Source organism: uncultured Corynebacterium sp., from assembly GCF_902782855.1.
In the GTDB taxonomy this organism is placed as follows: Bacteria; Actinomycetota; Actinomycetes; order Mycobacteriales; family Mycobacteriaceae; genus Corynebacterium.
On sequence record NZ_CACZOO010000008.1, the window covers coordinates 15,613 to 29,859 of the forward strand.

Annotated in this window: 13 protein-coding genes; 9 read left to right on the forward strand and 4 right to left on the reverse strand. The window is 68.2% G+C overall.

Going from position 1 to position 14,247, the window contains the following annotated elements:
* Window positions 1–93: 93 nt before the first annotated feature.
* A complete protein-coding gene (locus QZV72_RS00360) occupies window positions 94–729 on the reverse strand; it encodes a PolC-type DNA polymerase III (RefSeq protein ID WP_297003918.1) in 636 nt (211 codons plus the stop codon).
* A gap of 371 nt (window positions 730–1,100) precedes the next feature.
* On the opposite strand from QZV72_RS00360, the gene QZV72_RS00365 reads away from it, so the two are divergent.
* The 5 genes from QZV72_RS00365 (at window position 1,101) to QZV72_RS00385 (ending at window position 6,061) form a co-directional block, all read left to right on the forward strand.
* Entirely contained in the window at window positions 1,101–1,694 is a 594-nt protein-coding gene (locus tag QZV72_RS00365; RefSeq protein ID WP_297003919.1) for an NlpC/P60 family protein, read from the forward strand.
* A 186-nt stretch (window positions 1,695–1,880) separates the two neighbouring features.
* Window positions 1,881–3,029: an NlpC/P60 family protein gene (locus QZV72_RS00370; RefSeq protein ID WP_297003920.1), complete on the forward strand. Its 1,149-nt coding sequence runs from the start codon at window positions 1,881–1,883 to the stop codon at window positions 3,027–3,029.
* 8 nt (window positions 3,030–3,037) lie between these two features.
* Window positions 3,038–4,228, forward strand: a complete 1,191-nt coding sequence (locus tag QZV72_RS00375) for a glycosyltransferase family 4 protein (RefSeq protein WP_297003921.1) — start codon at window positions 3,038–3,040, stop codon at window positions 4,226–4,228.
* Between the two features lie 78 nt (window positions 4,229–4,306).
* Window positions 4,307–5,266: an ROK family protein gene (locus tag QZV72_RS00380; protein WP_297003922.1), complete on the forward strand. Its 960-nt coding sequence runs from the start codon at window positions 4,307–4,309 to the stop codon at window positions 5,264–5,266.
* Between the two features lie 15 nt (window positions 5,267–5,281).
* Window positions 5,282–6,061 (forward strand): 1-acyl-sn-glycerol-3-phosphate acyltransferase, encoded by a 780-nt coding sequence (locus tag QZV72_RS00385; protein ID WP_297003923.1) that lies wholly within the window; start codon window positions 5,282–5,284, stop codon window positions 6,059–6,061.
* Here QZV72_RS00385 and QZV72_RS00390 read toward each other — a convergent pair.
* Window positions 6,049–7,311 carry a glycosyltransferase 87 family protein gene (locus QZV72_RS00390; RefSeq protein WP_297003924.1) on the reverse strand — a complete coding sequence of 421 codons (1,263 nt, stop codon included), beginning with the start codon at window positions 7,309–7,311 and terminating at the stop codon, window positions 6,049–6,051. The genes QZV72_RS00385 and QZV72_RS00390 overlap by 13 nt on opposite strands.
* 58 nt (window positions 7,312–7,369) lie before the next feature.
* On the opposite strand from QZV72_RS00390, the gene QZV72_RS00395 reads away from it, so the two are divergent.
* The 3 genes from QZV72_RS00395 (at window position 7,370) to QZV72_RS00405 (ending at window position 10,518) form a co-directional block, all read left to right on the forward strand.
* Complete coding sequence (locus QZV72_RS00395) at window positions 7,370–8,503, forward strand: acyltransferase family protein (RefSeq protein WP_297003925.1); 1,134 nt, start codon at window positions 7,370–7,372, stop codon at window positions 8,501–8,503.
* A 25-nt stretch (window positions 8,504–8,528) separates the two neighbouring features.
* Window positions 8,529–9,050 (forward strand): polyadenylate-specific 3'-exoribonuclease AS, encoded by a 522-nt coding sequence (locus QZV72_RS00400; RefSeq protein WP_297003926.1) that lies wholly within the window; start codon window positions 8,529–8,531, stop codon window positions 9,048–9,050.
* A gap of 79 nt (window positions 9,051–9,129) precedes the next feature.
* On the forward strand, window positions 9,130–10,518 hold the full coding sequence (locus QZV72_RS00405; protein ID WP_297003927.1) for a class II 3-deoxy-7-phosphoheptulonate synthase: 1,389 nt from the start codon (window positions 9,130–9,132) through the stop codon (window positions 10,516–10,518).
* On the opposite strand, the gene pknB is transcribed toward QZV72_RS00405, so the two are convergent.
* Window positions 10,515–12,710 carry a Stk1 family PASTA domain-containing Ser/Thr kinase gene (pknB, locus tag QZV72_RS00410; protein ID WP_297003928.1) on the reverse strand — a complete coding sequence of 732 codons (2,196 nt, stop codon included), beginning with the start codon at window positions 12,708–12,710 and terminating at the stop codon, window positions 10,515–10,517. The two genes, QZV72_RS00405 and pknB, sit on opposite strands and share 4 nt — an antisense overlap.
* A 189-nt stretch (window positions 12,711–12,899) precedes the next feature.
* On the opposite strand from pknB, the gene QZV72_RS00415 reads away from it, so the two are divergent.
* Window positions 12,900–13,262 (forward strand): Rv2175c family DNA-binding protein, encoded by a 363-nt coding sequence (locus tag QZV72_RS00415; protein ID WP_297003930.1) that lies wholly within the window; start codon window positions 12,900–12,902, stop codon window positions 13,260–13,262.
* Here QZV72_RS00415 and mptB read toward each other — a convergent pair.
* A partial coding sequence (mptB, locus tag QZV72_RS00420) for a polyprenol phosphomannose-dependent alpha 1,6 mannosyltransferase MptB (RefSeq protein WP_297003929.1) occupies window positions 13,176–14,247 on the reverse strand: 1,072 nt, incomplete at its 5' end. The two genes, QZV72_RS00415 and mptB, sit on opposite strands and share 87 nt — an antisense overlap.

Sequence of the window (14,247 nt, forward strand, 5' to 3'; positions counted from 1 at the left end):
TCCCCCCTGCGGTTCCACCGCGTCACACGGACCCCGGGTCCACCTCTCCAACGAGGTGGGCCCGGGGTCCTTCTTCTCTGTCTCATCGCCGTGTCACTCCGCCGGAAGGAAAGCACGCCCGGTGAGGACTGGATCGTGTGCCGCGGTGGGGCCGGAGGTCTCCGCGCCGCTGACGGTGCAAAGATGGTGGAGGAGGTCCAGTGTCGCGAGAACATCGGAGACTGACCGGTGTACGGGACGGTGGTCGAGCGCGAGGACCTCCGCCAGAGTGGTGAGGCTGTACCGGCCCACCCGGGAACGGGGAATGAGGGCGCGGGCAGATTCTGCGGTGCACACGGTGGGGGACACCGACCTCGCCGCGCGGTGCGCGCCGCTGATCTCGGCATTGATGAACGCGAGGTCGAAGTCGACGTTGTGACCGACGACAGTGTGCCCTGCGAGGAACTCAGAGAGATCACCGAGGATCTCCTCGACCGGCGGGGCTCCCCGCACCCTGGCGTCCGTCAGTCCGGTCAGGGAGACGATGATCCCGGGGAGCGGTCTCCCGGGGTCGACGAGCCGGTGGAAGACGGCCACGGGTCGTCCGACACGTATCCGCAGGGCTGCGACTTCGATGATGCGGTCCACGGCGGGATCCAGCCCCGTGGTCTCGCAGTCGACGATGACACAGTCTCGGAGGGCCCGGAGCAGAATGCCCGGAAGATCCTCGCGGGCGGGGGAGGGGGTCATGGTGTTCCACTCTAGAGGTCGTCCTGCTGGCGGGTGGGCGCCTGCCACGGTGGCCTGACCACTGGGTGTGATGAGTATCACACGGTCTCGCTCTGCTCAGTGCGCTTCGTAGCTCCGGGGTCGTGCAGGCTTCGGTGTCGGAAAGTATCGTCACTGGTGACAGCGTTATTGAACCGTGATGTTCGGGGTCGTTCCGGTGTCGTCGTCGCGTCCTCTCGCGGTTGGTAACGGTGAGGTAACGCCCCCGTCCAGGTGAAAAGTGGACGCCGGCACTGGACACGGGGCGTGATCATTTCGTAATCTCATCGTGACCTTGAGGGGCGCGGCACGGACAGCGTCCCCACAACGATCTCGAAAGGCAACACCTCCTTATGGGTAAGCACGCAATGAAGAACGGTTCCTCCCGGCGCAACATCGTGGCCGCGGCTGCGATCGGCGTCGGTGCCGTCATCGCACTGCCTGCGACCGCCCAGGCCGCCCCGGTCCAGGTTCCCGGCACCGGCTTCTCGGTCGATGTGCCCGATGAGATCCTGGACGCCGCCGGATCCTTCGTGGACGTGAACGCCTTCACCGGCGCTTCCGCTGCCGCCCAGTCCGCGGTCGCCTCCGCCGCGCCGACTTCCACCGGCCAGATGATCGCGGACCTCGCGTTGTCCAAGCAGGGCGCCCCCTATTCCTGGGGTGCCACCGGCCCGAACGCCTTCGACTGCTCGGGCCTCACCTCCTGGGCCTACTCCCAGGTCGGCAAGTCGATCCCGCGCACCTCCGGTGCCCAGGCCTCCGGCGGCACCCCGGTTTCGCTCAACGCCCTGCAGCCCGGTGACATCATCTCCTACTACTCCGGTGCCTCGCACGTCGCGATCTACATCGGCGGCGGCAAGATTGTCCACGCGGTCAACGAGGGTACCCCGGTGCAGGTCAACGACCTCAACTACATGCCGGTCAACAACGCCGTCCGCTTCTAGCATCGGCCAGCTTCCGGACACGGCGCCGGCACTCCCCGCGGAGTGCCGGCGCCCTGCTTTTCAACCACATCCGCACCACCTGTCACATCTTCGACGACGGCGCCAGCAAGGTTGCGGTACGGTCACGAAGTTGTGGCAATATGTTCAACGGATCGACCGCCCCACATCCGAAGAGGTACTACAACCGTGACCAAGCGTTCCACTGCCAGCCATCGCGTCGTCGCCCCCACCGCCCACACCGGGCCGGGCCTGCGCACCGTCGCCGGGATCGGTTTCAGTATCGGCACCGTCGTGGCAGGTGGCGCGGTGGCGAACGCTGACCCGGTGGTGCCGGCGGATGCTGCGGGGAGCGCGGCAGACAGTGCTTCCACCCCGGTGGACCTGTCACCGCTGCCCTCGGACGCGGACGGTCTGCTGGAACGGCTCAACGAGGTCTCCCGCCAGGCGGAGGCGACCAGCGACGATGTCACGGAGAATCAGGCGGCCCTGGCAGATGCTCGCGACCTGCTGGACCGCTCGAATCAGTCGGTCGCGTGGTATACCGCCCGAGCTGATGAGGCGCTGCGTCTGGCGGACGATGCCCGCGTGCCGGTGACCGAGCTTTCGCAGTCGCTCTACCGCGGTGCCACCGTCGATCCGGTGACCGCTGCGATGGGCTCAGCGAATCCGCAGGACGCCATAGACCGCAGCGCCTATGGTTCGGCTCTCAATGCCAGCCGTACCGCCAAGGTCGAGAATCTGCAGGAGACTCTGGCCGACGCCGCGGCGTCGAAGTCCCTCGCACTGCGGTCGAAGGCCACCGCGGACTTCCGTCTCGTCGAGTACGGCCGCCGGCAGGGGGAACTCGACGCGCGGAATGCAGAACTCGACGGGTTGAAGCAGCAGATCGCCGCGGCCGTCGACGGGATGCCGCAGGACCAGAAGCAGCGCTGGATCGACCGAAACGGTCCCATCGACGTGGATGTCGACCAGTTCCTCAATGCGGTGTCCGCCGTAGGAGGTGGTGTCGTCGGTGCGGCTCTGAGCAAACTCGGCAGCCCGTATTCGTGGGGTGCGACGGGCCCGGACGCCTTCGACTGTTCCGGCCTGATGTACTGGGCGTACCAGCAGCTGGGCATGACCATCCCGCGCACCGCCGCAGCGCAGATCGCCGGTGGTACCCCGGTCTCCCGTGACCAGCTCCGGCCCGGCGACATCGTCGGCTACTACTCCGGCGTGAGCCACGTCGGCATGTACATCGGCGACGGCAAGATCGTCCACGCCTCCGACTACGGCATCCCGGTCCAGGTGGTCAGTGTCGACAGCATGCCCTTCGCCGGCGCGGTCCGGTACTGACGGCAGCCATGCGGTCACGACGTCGCGTCCTGCTCGTCACCAACGATTTCCCGCCGACCTTCGGCGGTATCCAGAGCTACCTGCGGGACTACTGTCTGGAACTGGAGCGGCGCGAACCCGGTCGCCTCGTGGTCCTGGCCTCGACACAGGACGCCGACGCCGCCGCGGCCTGCGACGCGGCCCTCCCGTTTCCTGTCATCCGTTGGCCTCACCGCATCCTTCTCCCCCTCCCTGCGGAGGCCCGACGTATGGCACGGATCATCCGTGATCTCGGGATCGACACTGTATGGTTCGGGTCGTCCACCCCCTTTGCGCTGCTGGCCGGCGCCGCCCGACGGGCGGGGGCGCGACGTGTCGTCGCCTCCACCCACGGTCACGAGGTCGGTTGGTCGATGGTCCCGGGCGGGCGGTGGGTGCTGCGCCACATCGGACGCTCCGTCGACTGCCTCACCTACGTCTCGCGCTACGCGCGGGGTCGCTTCATGGGGTCGTTCGGTCCCCAGGTCGCCTGGGAACCCATGCCGGGTGGTGTCGACCCGGTCCGCTTCCACCCGGATCCGGTCGGCCGGGCGACGGTGCGTGACCGGTACGGGATCGATGACCGGAGGGTGATCGTGTGCGTCTCGCGCATCGTCTCCCGCAAGGGCCAGGACACCCTGGTCGCGGCGATGCCCCGGATCCTCCGGAAGGTCCCCGACGCGCATCTGCTGATCGTCGGTCCGGGAGACTACGCGGAGACGTTGCGTGACATGGTGGTCTCCGAGGGAATCACTGAACGGGTGACCCTCACCGGACCGGTGGACGCCGGGGAACTCGTCGCGCACTACTGTGCCGGTGACGTCTTCGCCATGCCGGTGCGCACCGAGGGCGGTGGGTTCTCCGTCGAGGGGCTCGGCATCGTCTTCCTGGAGTCCCAGGCCTGTGGTGTGCCTACTGTGGCGGGCGACGGGGGAGGGGCACCGGAGACCGTTCTCGACGGGCGTACCGGGGAGGTCGTCGACGGCACCGACGTCGGTGGTGTGGCCGACACACTGATCGCGCTGCTCGACGATCCGGAACGGGCCGCACACTACGCCCTGGAAGGGCGCCGTTTCATCGAGGAGGCGTGGAACTGGCGCGTCCTCGGCGCCCAACTCTCCGCCGTCCTCGACGGCGACGGCCGCCGACCCTCGCGACACAGTTGGAACTGGCGGGGTTGACCGATACCCTGGGAAAGTTGCACAGGGCGTCCGCCGCTGTGTTCTAGTCGTGTGATCTGAGAGGACGTGGACCCGGACGTGTCAACGAGCGAACGGCTGACCATCGGTATCGACATCGGCGGCACGAACCTGCGCGCCGCAGTCGTCGACGGGACCGGGTCGATCATCGACATCGAGCAGCTCCCCACGCCGAGTTCGGTCGCCGCGCTGGAGACCGCCATAAGCCATGTCGTCGGAATCCTCCGTAGCCGGCACACCGTGGACGCCGTGGGGCTCGCCGTGGCCGGTTTCATCACCGCAGACCAGACCTCCGTCCGCTTCGCCCCGCATCTGCCGTGGCGCGACATGGAGGTCCGTGACCGGCTGACCCGAGTTCTCGGACTCCCCGTCGTCCTGGAACATGACGCGAACGCCGCAGCCTGGGGAGAACAGATCCTCGGTCCCGGTCGCGACGCGGGCACCTGGGCCTTCTTCGCCGTCGGGACCGGTATCGGTGGCGCACTGATCACCGGGGGCAACATCTACCGCGGTGAGTTCGGAACCGCACCCGAGTTCGGTCACCTCACCGTGGTCCAGGGTGGGCGCTCGTGCCCCTGCGGTAAGCGGGGGTGCCTCGAGCGTTACTGCTCCGGCAGCGCCCTGGAGCTGACCGCCCGGGAGTTCATCGCCACCGGGCGCCACCCCTCCAGTGCCCTGGCTGAGCACTACCATTCCGCACCCGAGGGGATCACCGGTCGTGCCGTGGTGAGTCTCGCCCGCGAGGGCGACGTACTCGCCCGCGAGGTCATCGCCGACTTCGCCCGTTGGCTCGGCCGGGGGCTCGCCGTGGTCCAGGAGATCCTCGACCCCGGGCTCATCGTCGTGGGCGGTGGTGTCAGCCGCGATTCGGACCTCTACCTCACCCAGGCGGTCACTGAGATGACGCAGAACGTGGTCGGTGCCGGGCACCGTCCGCTCGCACGGGTGGAGACGGGAGTGCTCGGTGCCGACGCGGGTATGATCGGCGTGGCGCTTCTCGCCGGAGCAGTGAACACCTGAGAGAGGATTTTCCCGTTGCGTAACCGGACCTACTGGTGGTTGAAGAATGTCGTTATCGGCCCCTGGCTGTGGCTGATCAACCGGCCTTTCGCCCGTGGACTCGACAAGATTCCGGCCACCGGTCCGGTGATCGTGGCGTCCAACCACCTCGCTGTGATGGACTCGCTCTACCTCCCGCTCCTCTCGAAGCGGCAGTTGACCTTCCTGGCGAAGAAGGAGTACTTCACCACCCCGGGCTTCGCAGGCGGCATACAGAAGTGGTTCTTCTCCTCGGTGGGCCAGGTGCCCATCGACCGCGGTGACAAGGACCAGCAGGACGCCGCCCTGCACACCGCACTGAAGGTGCTGGCCAAGGGCGATCCGTTGGGCATGTACCCGGAGGGCACCAGGTCCCCGGACGGTCGTCTCTACCGCGGCAAGACCGGCATGGCCCGCATCGCCCTGAAATCCGGTGCCCCGGTGTACCCGGTCGCCATGATCGACACCCAGCGGGCCAACATCGCCGGTTCCTGGGTCCTGCGACCCTACCGGATCGGCGTCGTCGTCGGTGACCCGGTCGACCCCGCCGACTTCAGGGACGCCGGGGACGCCTATGCCCAGGCCCGGGCGCTCACCGATCATGTCATGGAGCGGCTCGCCGCCCTCTCCGGCCAGGAGTACGTCGGCGACGTCTACGCCGCCGACGTGAAGAAATCCCTCGAGGCCGGGCACGGTTACCCCCGCGGCACCGAACCGGGCACCGGCCGGGTTTACGGGACGAAGCCGAAGCCGAGGTTCCTGCGCTACCGGCTCTGAGTCTTCCCCCGCGTCCGCCCCGGGGCCAGGGCGGGCAGGAACGTCCGGGGGGACAGCCCGCCGACGGCGAGCCAGCCGGCACCGATCAGGACCAGTTCGGAGCCGAAGATCTTCATCGCCAGACTCCAGTCCATCTCGGCGTCGTGGGTCGAGGGGAACCACGTGTGCAGCACCAGCCGGCTCGTCACCACGATGATCACGGCACCGAGGACGACGGCGCCTCGGCGTCCACCCCACCACCATGACGCCACCGCGACGAGTGCCATGGGGACCACCCACACCCAGTGGTGGGCCCAGGACACCGGGGACGCCAGCAGCGCGAGCAGGGAATTGGTGCACACCGCGGCGGTGACCGCGCCCACCGCCAGCTGACGGATCATGACCGCCACCACGGCGACGAAGGTCAGCACCGCCAGCACCACCCAGATCCTGGTCTGGGCGGGATCGCCGGTGAACCGGGCGACCATTCCCCGCCAGGACTGGTTCGCCGAGTACATCAGCCCACCGATGCGGGTCGGGTCGCTGACCGTCTCGGTCCAGTAGCGGTGTGAGTCGCCGGGGAGGAAAACCCAGGCCAGTGCGCTGAATCCGAGGCCGGAGACCAGTGAGGTCGCCGCCTCCCGCCACTGACGGCGGAGCAGGAAGTACAGCCCGAAGACCGCCGGGGTGAGTTTGAGGGCTGCGGCCAGACCGACGAGCGCACCGCGGGGCCAGGGCGTCCTGGGCAACAGCAGGTCAGCGACGACCAGCAGCATCAGCAGAATATTGATCTGCCCGTAGTCCAGGGTGGACGCCACCGGCCACATCCAGGTCGCGAGTGCCGCGAGGCCGACGCCGAGGAGCCACAGCGTCCGGCGGGGGATCCGGCGGTCGGCCTCGCGGGCCGACGCGGCGAGCACGATGACTACGGTGAGTACCAGCATCACCATGCTGACCAGGGTGAACAGGACCTCTCCGGTGCTCAGGGGCAGCACCGCCAGGGGGGCGAACGCGAGGGCGGACAGCGGAGGGTAGGTGAAGGGCAGGGAGATGGACCCCACGGTGAACGATCCCTCGTAGAGGGGAATGTCGTCCAGGACCGCCCGACCGCCGGCACGGTAGACGTCGAAGTCGATGTGGTAGGGCACCCCGCCGCTGTTGACGACGTAGGTGACGAAGGCACGGACCCCGGAGATGACGGCGAGGACGGCAAGGACGGCAAGGACGACGGCGGTCCACGGGACCGACGTACGGGCGGGAGCTTTCTTCACGGCAACTCAGCCTACGGTGAATTGCCGTTTCCCGTGAATTGCGGCACTGTGGGTAGCTATGTCAGATTCCGTGGGGACCGGTGCACCGGTGGACGCCGACAGCCACAGAACTGTCACGCCGTCCGCCGCCGCCTCAGCGAGTCCCGCGTCGGGCAGGCTGTTGTGGGCGGACTGTGCCAAGGGTCTTTCGATCATCGCGGTCTGCTACATGCACGTCGTCACCGGGGTTCCCGGCGGACAGGACTCGGCCTGGCACTGGTTCAACGACCTCATGGATCCGATCCGGATGCCGATGTTCTTCCTCATCTCCGGTCTCTTCGCCCACCGGGTGATCACCCGGACCCTCGGTGACCTCTGGTACCGCCGACTGTGGTTCCTGCTGGTCCCGTACCTGGTGTTCACCCCGGTGCAGGCGGCGATCCGGATCGACATGGTCGAGGACGTCACCTGGCGGAACCTCGGGCGGGCGATCCTGTTCGGCGACCCCGGCATCTGGTTCCTCTACGCGTTGATGGTCTTCAACATTGCCGCGTGCCTGCTGCGCCGTGTCCCGCCGGTGGGGGCGGTGGCCCTGTCCGTTCTCCCGGCGCTGTGCGTCGCCGCGGCGGGCCTGACCCAGTACAACGAGATCACCCACATCACCGCCTACATGCCGGCGTTCTTCCTGGGCCTGCATTTCCGGACCGTGTTCTTCCGGCTCGCGGACCTGGCCGCCGACTGGCGCGTCATCCTCGGCGCGGTCGTCGCCTACTTGGGCTGGGAGTGGATCATGGACCTGCTCGGCGCGCATGTCAGCCCGGACGGCTGGACCACCGCAGAGGCGGCGCTGATGAACCTCGCCGGAATGGCACGCATCCTCACCGCGGTGCCGGCGGGCCTCCTCGTGGCGGTGTGGATCTCCCGGACCCCGGTGGTCTCGACCGTGTTCGCCGGCATCGGACGGCACACCCTGCCGATCTACGTCTCCCACCACGCGGCGCTGTACCTGGTCAACGAGGAGGTCATCCGCCCGCTCGTCGAGGGCGACCCGGAGCGTTGGGACTTCCTCACCGGGATGAACACCCGGATTCTGGTCGGGTTCGCCGTCTGTGCACTGTCGGGGTACCTCTTCTACCGGATCGGGAGAACCCCGATTCTCGGCTGGATCCTCTACCCGCCGGCGCTGCCGCGACGTGCGCGTCCGACCGCCTGACCGTCGACGGCTAGACTGACCAACCGTGCGTTACTTCTATGACACGGAATTCATCGAGGACGGCCGGACGATCGACCTGGTCTCCATCGGTGTCGTCGCCGAGGACGGTCGCGAGTTCTACGCCGTCTCCTCGGACTTCAACGAGCGGCGGGCGGGGGACTGGGTGCGACGGAACGTCCTGCCCCAGCTGCCGCCCCGGTCCGATCCCGCCTGGATGCCCCGGTCGGTGCTGCGTGAGCGGCTCTACGGTTTCCTGCTGCCGGACCACACCCCCGGCGACCGGCTGCCGGCGTCGCTGCGTCCCGAGATGTGGGCCTGGCTCGGCGCCTACGACCACGTCGCCTTCGCCCAACTCTGGGGCGACATGACCGGTCTGCCCCGGGAACTGCCGCGGTTCCCCCATGAGCTTCGTCAGCTGTGGGAGGACGCCGGACGCCCGCAGCTTCCGGAGGAACCCGCCAACGCCCACGACGCCCTGGCGGACGCCCGGTTCAATGTGGTCAAGTACCGCTTGTCCGTGCAGGCACGGGATGCGCGCCGGCGCTGAGCCCGGCCGGCGTGGTGCAGTGACTGCGTTCCCCCGGGCAGTTCACTGAACGGGCACGTCCTTCCGTATGATGACTGCCATGGGTTGGACTATTGATGCACCACTTGACGAGCTCCCCGATCTGCCACCACTGCCGGGAGACCTCGAAGACCGTTTCCAGGATGCCGTGGCACGCGACGCCAAGCAGCAGCCGGGCTGGGACCAGGGGCATGCGGACCGTGTCCGCAAGATCCTTGAGTCGGTGCCGCCGATCGTCGTGGCCCCGGAGATCCGCCGGTTGCGCGCCCAGTTGCGTGACGTCGCCCTCGGCAGGGCCTTCCTGCTCCAGGGAGGTGACTGTGCCGAGACCTTCGAGTCCAACACCGAACCCCACATCCGCGGCAACATCAAGACCCTGTTGCAGATGGCGGTCGTCCTGACCTACGGCGCGTCCACTCCGGTGGTGAAGATGGCCCGGATCGCCGGTCAGTACGCCAAGCCGAGGTCAGCGGACAAGGACTCCAACGGTCTGCTCAACTACCGTGGTGACATCGTCAACGGTATCGAGGCCACCGCGGAGGGCCGTCGCCACGATCCGTCACGGATGGTCCGCGCCTACGCGAACTCCGCCGCCGCGATGAATCTCGTGCGTGCCCTGACCAGCTCGGGGACCGCCGACCTGGCGAAGCTCCACGAGTGGAACCGTGAGTTCGTCGCCAACTCCCCGGCCGGTGCCAGGTACGAGGCGCTCGCCGAGGAGATCGAGCGCGGTCTGGAGTTCATGCAGGCCTGCGGTGTCACCGACTCCACCCTGCAGACCGCCGACATCTACTGTTCCCACGAAGCACTGGTCCGTGACTACGAGCGGGCCATGCTGCGGTTGGCCCACGGAGAAAGTGGGGAAGACGTCCTCTACAACCTCTCCGCCCACCAGATCTGGATCGGTGAGCGGACCCGCGGTCTGGAGGATTTCCACGTCGCCTTCGCCGCGTTGGTCGGCAACCCGGTCGGCGTGAAGATCGGCCCGACGACCACCCCCGGGGAGGCCGTCGCCTATGTCGAGAAGCTGGACCCGGACAACGAGCCGGGCCGGCTGACCCTCATCAGCCGGATGGGCTACGACAAGATCCGGGACGCCCTGCCCCCGATCGTCGAGGCCGTCGAAGCCACCGGCCACAAGGTGATCTGGCAGTGCGATCCGATGCACGGAAACACCTACACCTCCTCCAACGGCTACAAGACCCGCGACTTCGACCGCATCATCGACGAGGTCCAGGGCTTCTTCGAGGTGCACCGTGCCCTCGGCTCCCACCCGGGTGGTGTGCACATCGAGTTCACCGGCGAGGATGTCACCGAGGTCGTCGGCGGTGCACAGGACATCACTGACGTTGATCTTCCCTCCCGCTACGCGACGGTCGTCGACCCCCGCCTGAACACCCAGCAGGCGTTGGAACTGTCCTTCCTCGTCGCGGAGATGCTCCGCCGTTAGATGGTCCGGACCGTCACCGTGGCACCCTCTGTCACGCGTGACCGGGGTCCGGGGGACTGGGAGATGACCCTGCCGTCGGAGCGGCCGTCGATCTTCACGGCGAACCCCTCCTTCTCGAGTGCGGTCCGGGCGTCCTTCGCGGACTTGCCGATGACAAAGGGAACCTTGGCCTGGTCAGAGGGGTGCAGGGTCACCGTGGTGTTCCGGGAGGGGTCCAGCCGGGTACCGGCGACAGGGGAGGTCCCGGCGACGTCCCCGGCGTCCTCCGAGGTGTCGGAGACGGCGTCACCGGTCACCGGATTGAGTCCGGCGTCACGAAGGGCCTCCGCCGCGTCCTCGAGCGACCGTCCGGTGAGGTCGGGGACCGTCACCGCCGAGGAGACCACCAAACGTACCGAGGTCCCGGACGGGACCTCGGTGCCGGTGTCCGGATCGGTGCCGATGACGTCACCACCGTCGACATCTGTGTCGAACTCCTCGGTGGTGCCGGAGACAGTCAACCCGGCATGCTCCAGGGTTTTCCGGGCCTTGTCGGCGGACATGCCGTCGACGCCCGGCACCTTGACCGGACGTGGTCCCTTGCTCACCCGCACGGTGACCTCGGTCCCGGTGTCCACCGTGGACCCGGCGGAGGGGGACACCGCCGCGACGACGCCGACCGGGGCGTCGTCGTCCCAGACATCCTCCCCGACCGCCCAGGTCAGTGACCGGTCCCGCAGTTTCGCCTGGTACGTCGAGAGGGTGTCGGAGTCGCCGGGCTCGGGGACCGTCGGCCGACCCCTGGACACCAGGACCGCGACTTCGGTGCCGCGCACCACCCGCTCGCCGGACCCCGGGTCGGTGCCGGTGACGGACTCCGCCGGATCATCATCGGACCAGACTTCGGTGACCGTCGAGGTGAAACCGGCCTGTTCCACGGCGGAGCGGGCACCTGTGACATCCTGACCGAGGACCTGGGGGACCTCTCCGTAGCGGCCGGAGGCGACCCACCAGGAGCCCACGGCCACGGCGATGACCGTCACGAGGACGAGAACCGTCCACAGTACGGTCCGGGCCGGGTTGCGGTTGCTCAGCGGCGGCCCCGGCTGGGCGGGCACCGGTTCGGGGACGCGGCGGGTGACGTGGGTGGGGTGTCCGGCGTCGACGGGTTCCCGTGCCTGGTAGCGGGTCTGCGTGGTGTGCCGGTCCGGACTGTCCGGAACGGCCGGGTCCGCACCGACCGGCGGCACCATACTCGTCGCCATGGCTTCGTCATCCCAGCTCAGCCGGTCGCTGAAGACAGACCCCGCCAGTGCCCGGTGGACGGCGGACCGCTCGGGGACCGGCACCCGGAAAGCAGGCAGTTCCAGTTCACGGACCGTGCTGCGGACCGCGGTGAGGAGAGCGGCGCCGTCCGGGAAGCGTCGGGCAGGATCGCGGTGGGTGGCGGTGAGTACCAGATCGTCGAGTTCAGGAGGAACTCCGACGATGACCGTCGACGGGGCGGGGACGTCCACGGTCAACCGCATTGCCGCCGTCTCCCGGGGCGTGGCACCACGGAACGGTGCACGACCGGTGAGCAGTTCGAACAGCATGACCCCGGTGGAGTAGACGTCGCTCTGTGGGCCGGTGCTGCGCCCCTGCACCTGCTCCGGGGACAGGTAGGCGGCGGTGCCGATCACCGGTCCGCCGCCGGCGGTGGACTGCTGCCGACTGGCCCGCACCAGCCCGAAGTCCGTCAGCTTGACCTGGTGGTCGTCGCTGATCAGGACGTTGTCGGGTTTGACGTCCCGGTGGACCATCCCCTCCTCATGTGCCAAAGCGAGGGCCTGAACGACCGGTTCGGTGACCGCCAGGGCGGCGTGCGGCGGCATCGGCCCACGTTCGCGCAACAGCTCACGCAGCGTCCCCCCGGGAACCAGCTCCATGATGAGAAAGACGAGTTCACCGTCGTCGCGGGCGTCGGTCCCCTGGTCGAAGACGTTCACCAGGCACGGATGGTCGAGCCGGGCGACGGCGCGCGCCTCACGTTCGAACCTCGTCCTCGCGGTCGGATCCGCGGCAAGCGCCGGGTCCATGACCTTCGCCGCGAGATCGCGGTCGAGGCGGGTGTCGATGCAGTGGTAGACGGTCGACATGCCGCCGTGGGCGATAGTCGCCCCGATGCGGTAGCGACCGTCGAGCAGATCGCCGGCCTGGAGCTGTGCTGCCACGGTGTGGGGATCGCCTCCTGGTCTCTTCAGTGGTCTCTTCGGTGGTCTCTTCGGTGGTCTCTTCGGTGGTTCCGCCCGTGGTCGTGCCGGGGGACGGACGGGTACCCGGCGATTATACGGGGGCGGGTGGTTAAGGTAGTAGGCGTGAGTAACGACAACAACGCTTCCCCTGACGGGCCCGGCCTCGTCCTGACCTCCCCGCTGTCCGGGGTCCCCGCCGGTGAACGGGTACTGACCGTCCCCGACGTCGCTGATCTCCTCGGCGTCATCGTCACCCGTGTGATGGACGAGCTCAACCGTCACCGGTTGATCGCCGTCGACGTCGACGGCGTCCGCCACATCCCCGCCCGTTTCTTCACCGACGGCGGTGAGATCAACAAGTTCGTGCCGGGTGTCATCGCCCTGCTGTCCGACGGCGGCTGGGAGGACGCCGAGATCCTCGACTTCCTGTTCACCGCCGACGCGTCACTGCCGGGGCGCCCTGTCGACGCCCTCCACGGCCACCTCGCCCGTGAAGTCATGCGCCGCGCCCAGGCCATGGCCATCAGCTGACACGTCGGCGGATTCCCGGGGCAGGCAGGTCCGCACCAGCCACCACATCACCAGGCCCACGAGGATGAGCCAGGGGATGTTGTAGAGGCGGTTGTTGCCGGAACCGTCGAAGGTCATCGAGAGCACCATCGTCAACCAGGCCACGGCGACAACGGCCCGCCGGTCCCGGATCCACAGGCCTACCAGCGCCAGTGGCGCCGCATAGTACCAGGGCAGCACCACCGTATTGAACAGGCAGGTGGCCATGTACGCCACCGTCGCCCCGAGGAAGGCCTCGCGCACCGACCGCCGCCACACGAACCAGGCGACGGCGAGGATGAGCAGCATGATCACCGTGGACACCGGCCGCACCACACCGACGATGTCGTTGAAGAAGATGTTCTCGTCGATGACACCGACCGGTCGTACCAGTGCAGAAGCCACCAGCGACGGCACCGCCAGAGGATTGATCACCTTCGAGTTCCCGCTGACCTCCGAGACCCAGCCCCAGGACTGTCCGCTGGCCACGGTCACCGTAGCCAGGGTCCCCACCGCCACCGCCAGACAGCCCGCACCACCGACCGCCAACGTCACCGCACGACGCAGCGTGCCCTGCCGCACGTCGGTGAGTACCTGCCGCGGTGACCGGCGCAGTGGGGCGTCCCGGCCGAGCGGCCCGGCGTACCGGGCCACGAGGATCCACACCAGGAACGGGAGTGCGATCGCCGCCGTCGCCTTCAGGGCGATCCCGGCACCGAGGAGGACCGAGCCGAGCAGGGCGCCGCGGACCACCGGCAGCCGGACCGCGGCGAGAAGACCCCCGCAGACCAGCAGCATCATGGTGACCTCGTTGTGCATGCCGCCGACGAGATGGATCACCGACAGCGGGTTCGCCACCCCCAGCCACACCGCGACGGACGGGTTGACCCGCAGGGCGGAAGCGAGTCGGGCGACGGTCCACCCGAGCCCCGCGAAGCACAGCAGGGAGAGTATCCGGTACACGATC

What these genes read in the sequence shown, in the direction of transcription:
- QZV72_RS00360 (WP_297003918.1), bottom strand. Translation starts at nt 729, where the DNA reads ATGACCCCCTCCCCCGCCCGCGAGGATCTTCCGGGCATTCTGCTCCGG.
- QZV72_RS00405 (WP_297003927.1), top strand. Translation starts at nt 9,130, where the DNA reads ATGGGTTGGACTATTGATGCACCACTTGACGAGCTCCCCGATCTGCCA.
- QZV72_RS00365 (WP_297003919.1), top strand. Translation starts at nt 1,101, where the DNA reads ATGGGTAAGCACGCAATGAAGAACGGTTCCTCCCGGCGCAACATCGTG.
- QZV72_RS00395 (WP_297003925.1), top strand. Translation starts at nt 7,370, where the DNA reads ATGTCAGATTCCGTGGGGACCGGTGCACCGGTGGACGCCGACAGCCAC.
- QZV72_RS00375 (WP_297003921.1), top strand. Translation starts at nt 3,038, where the DNA reads ATGCGGTCACGACGTCGCGTCCTGCTCGTCACCAACGATTTCCCGCCG.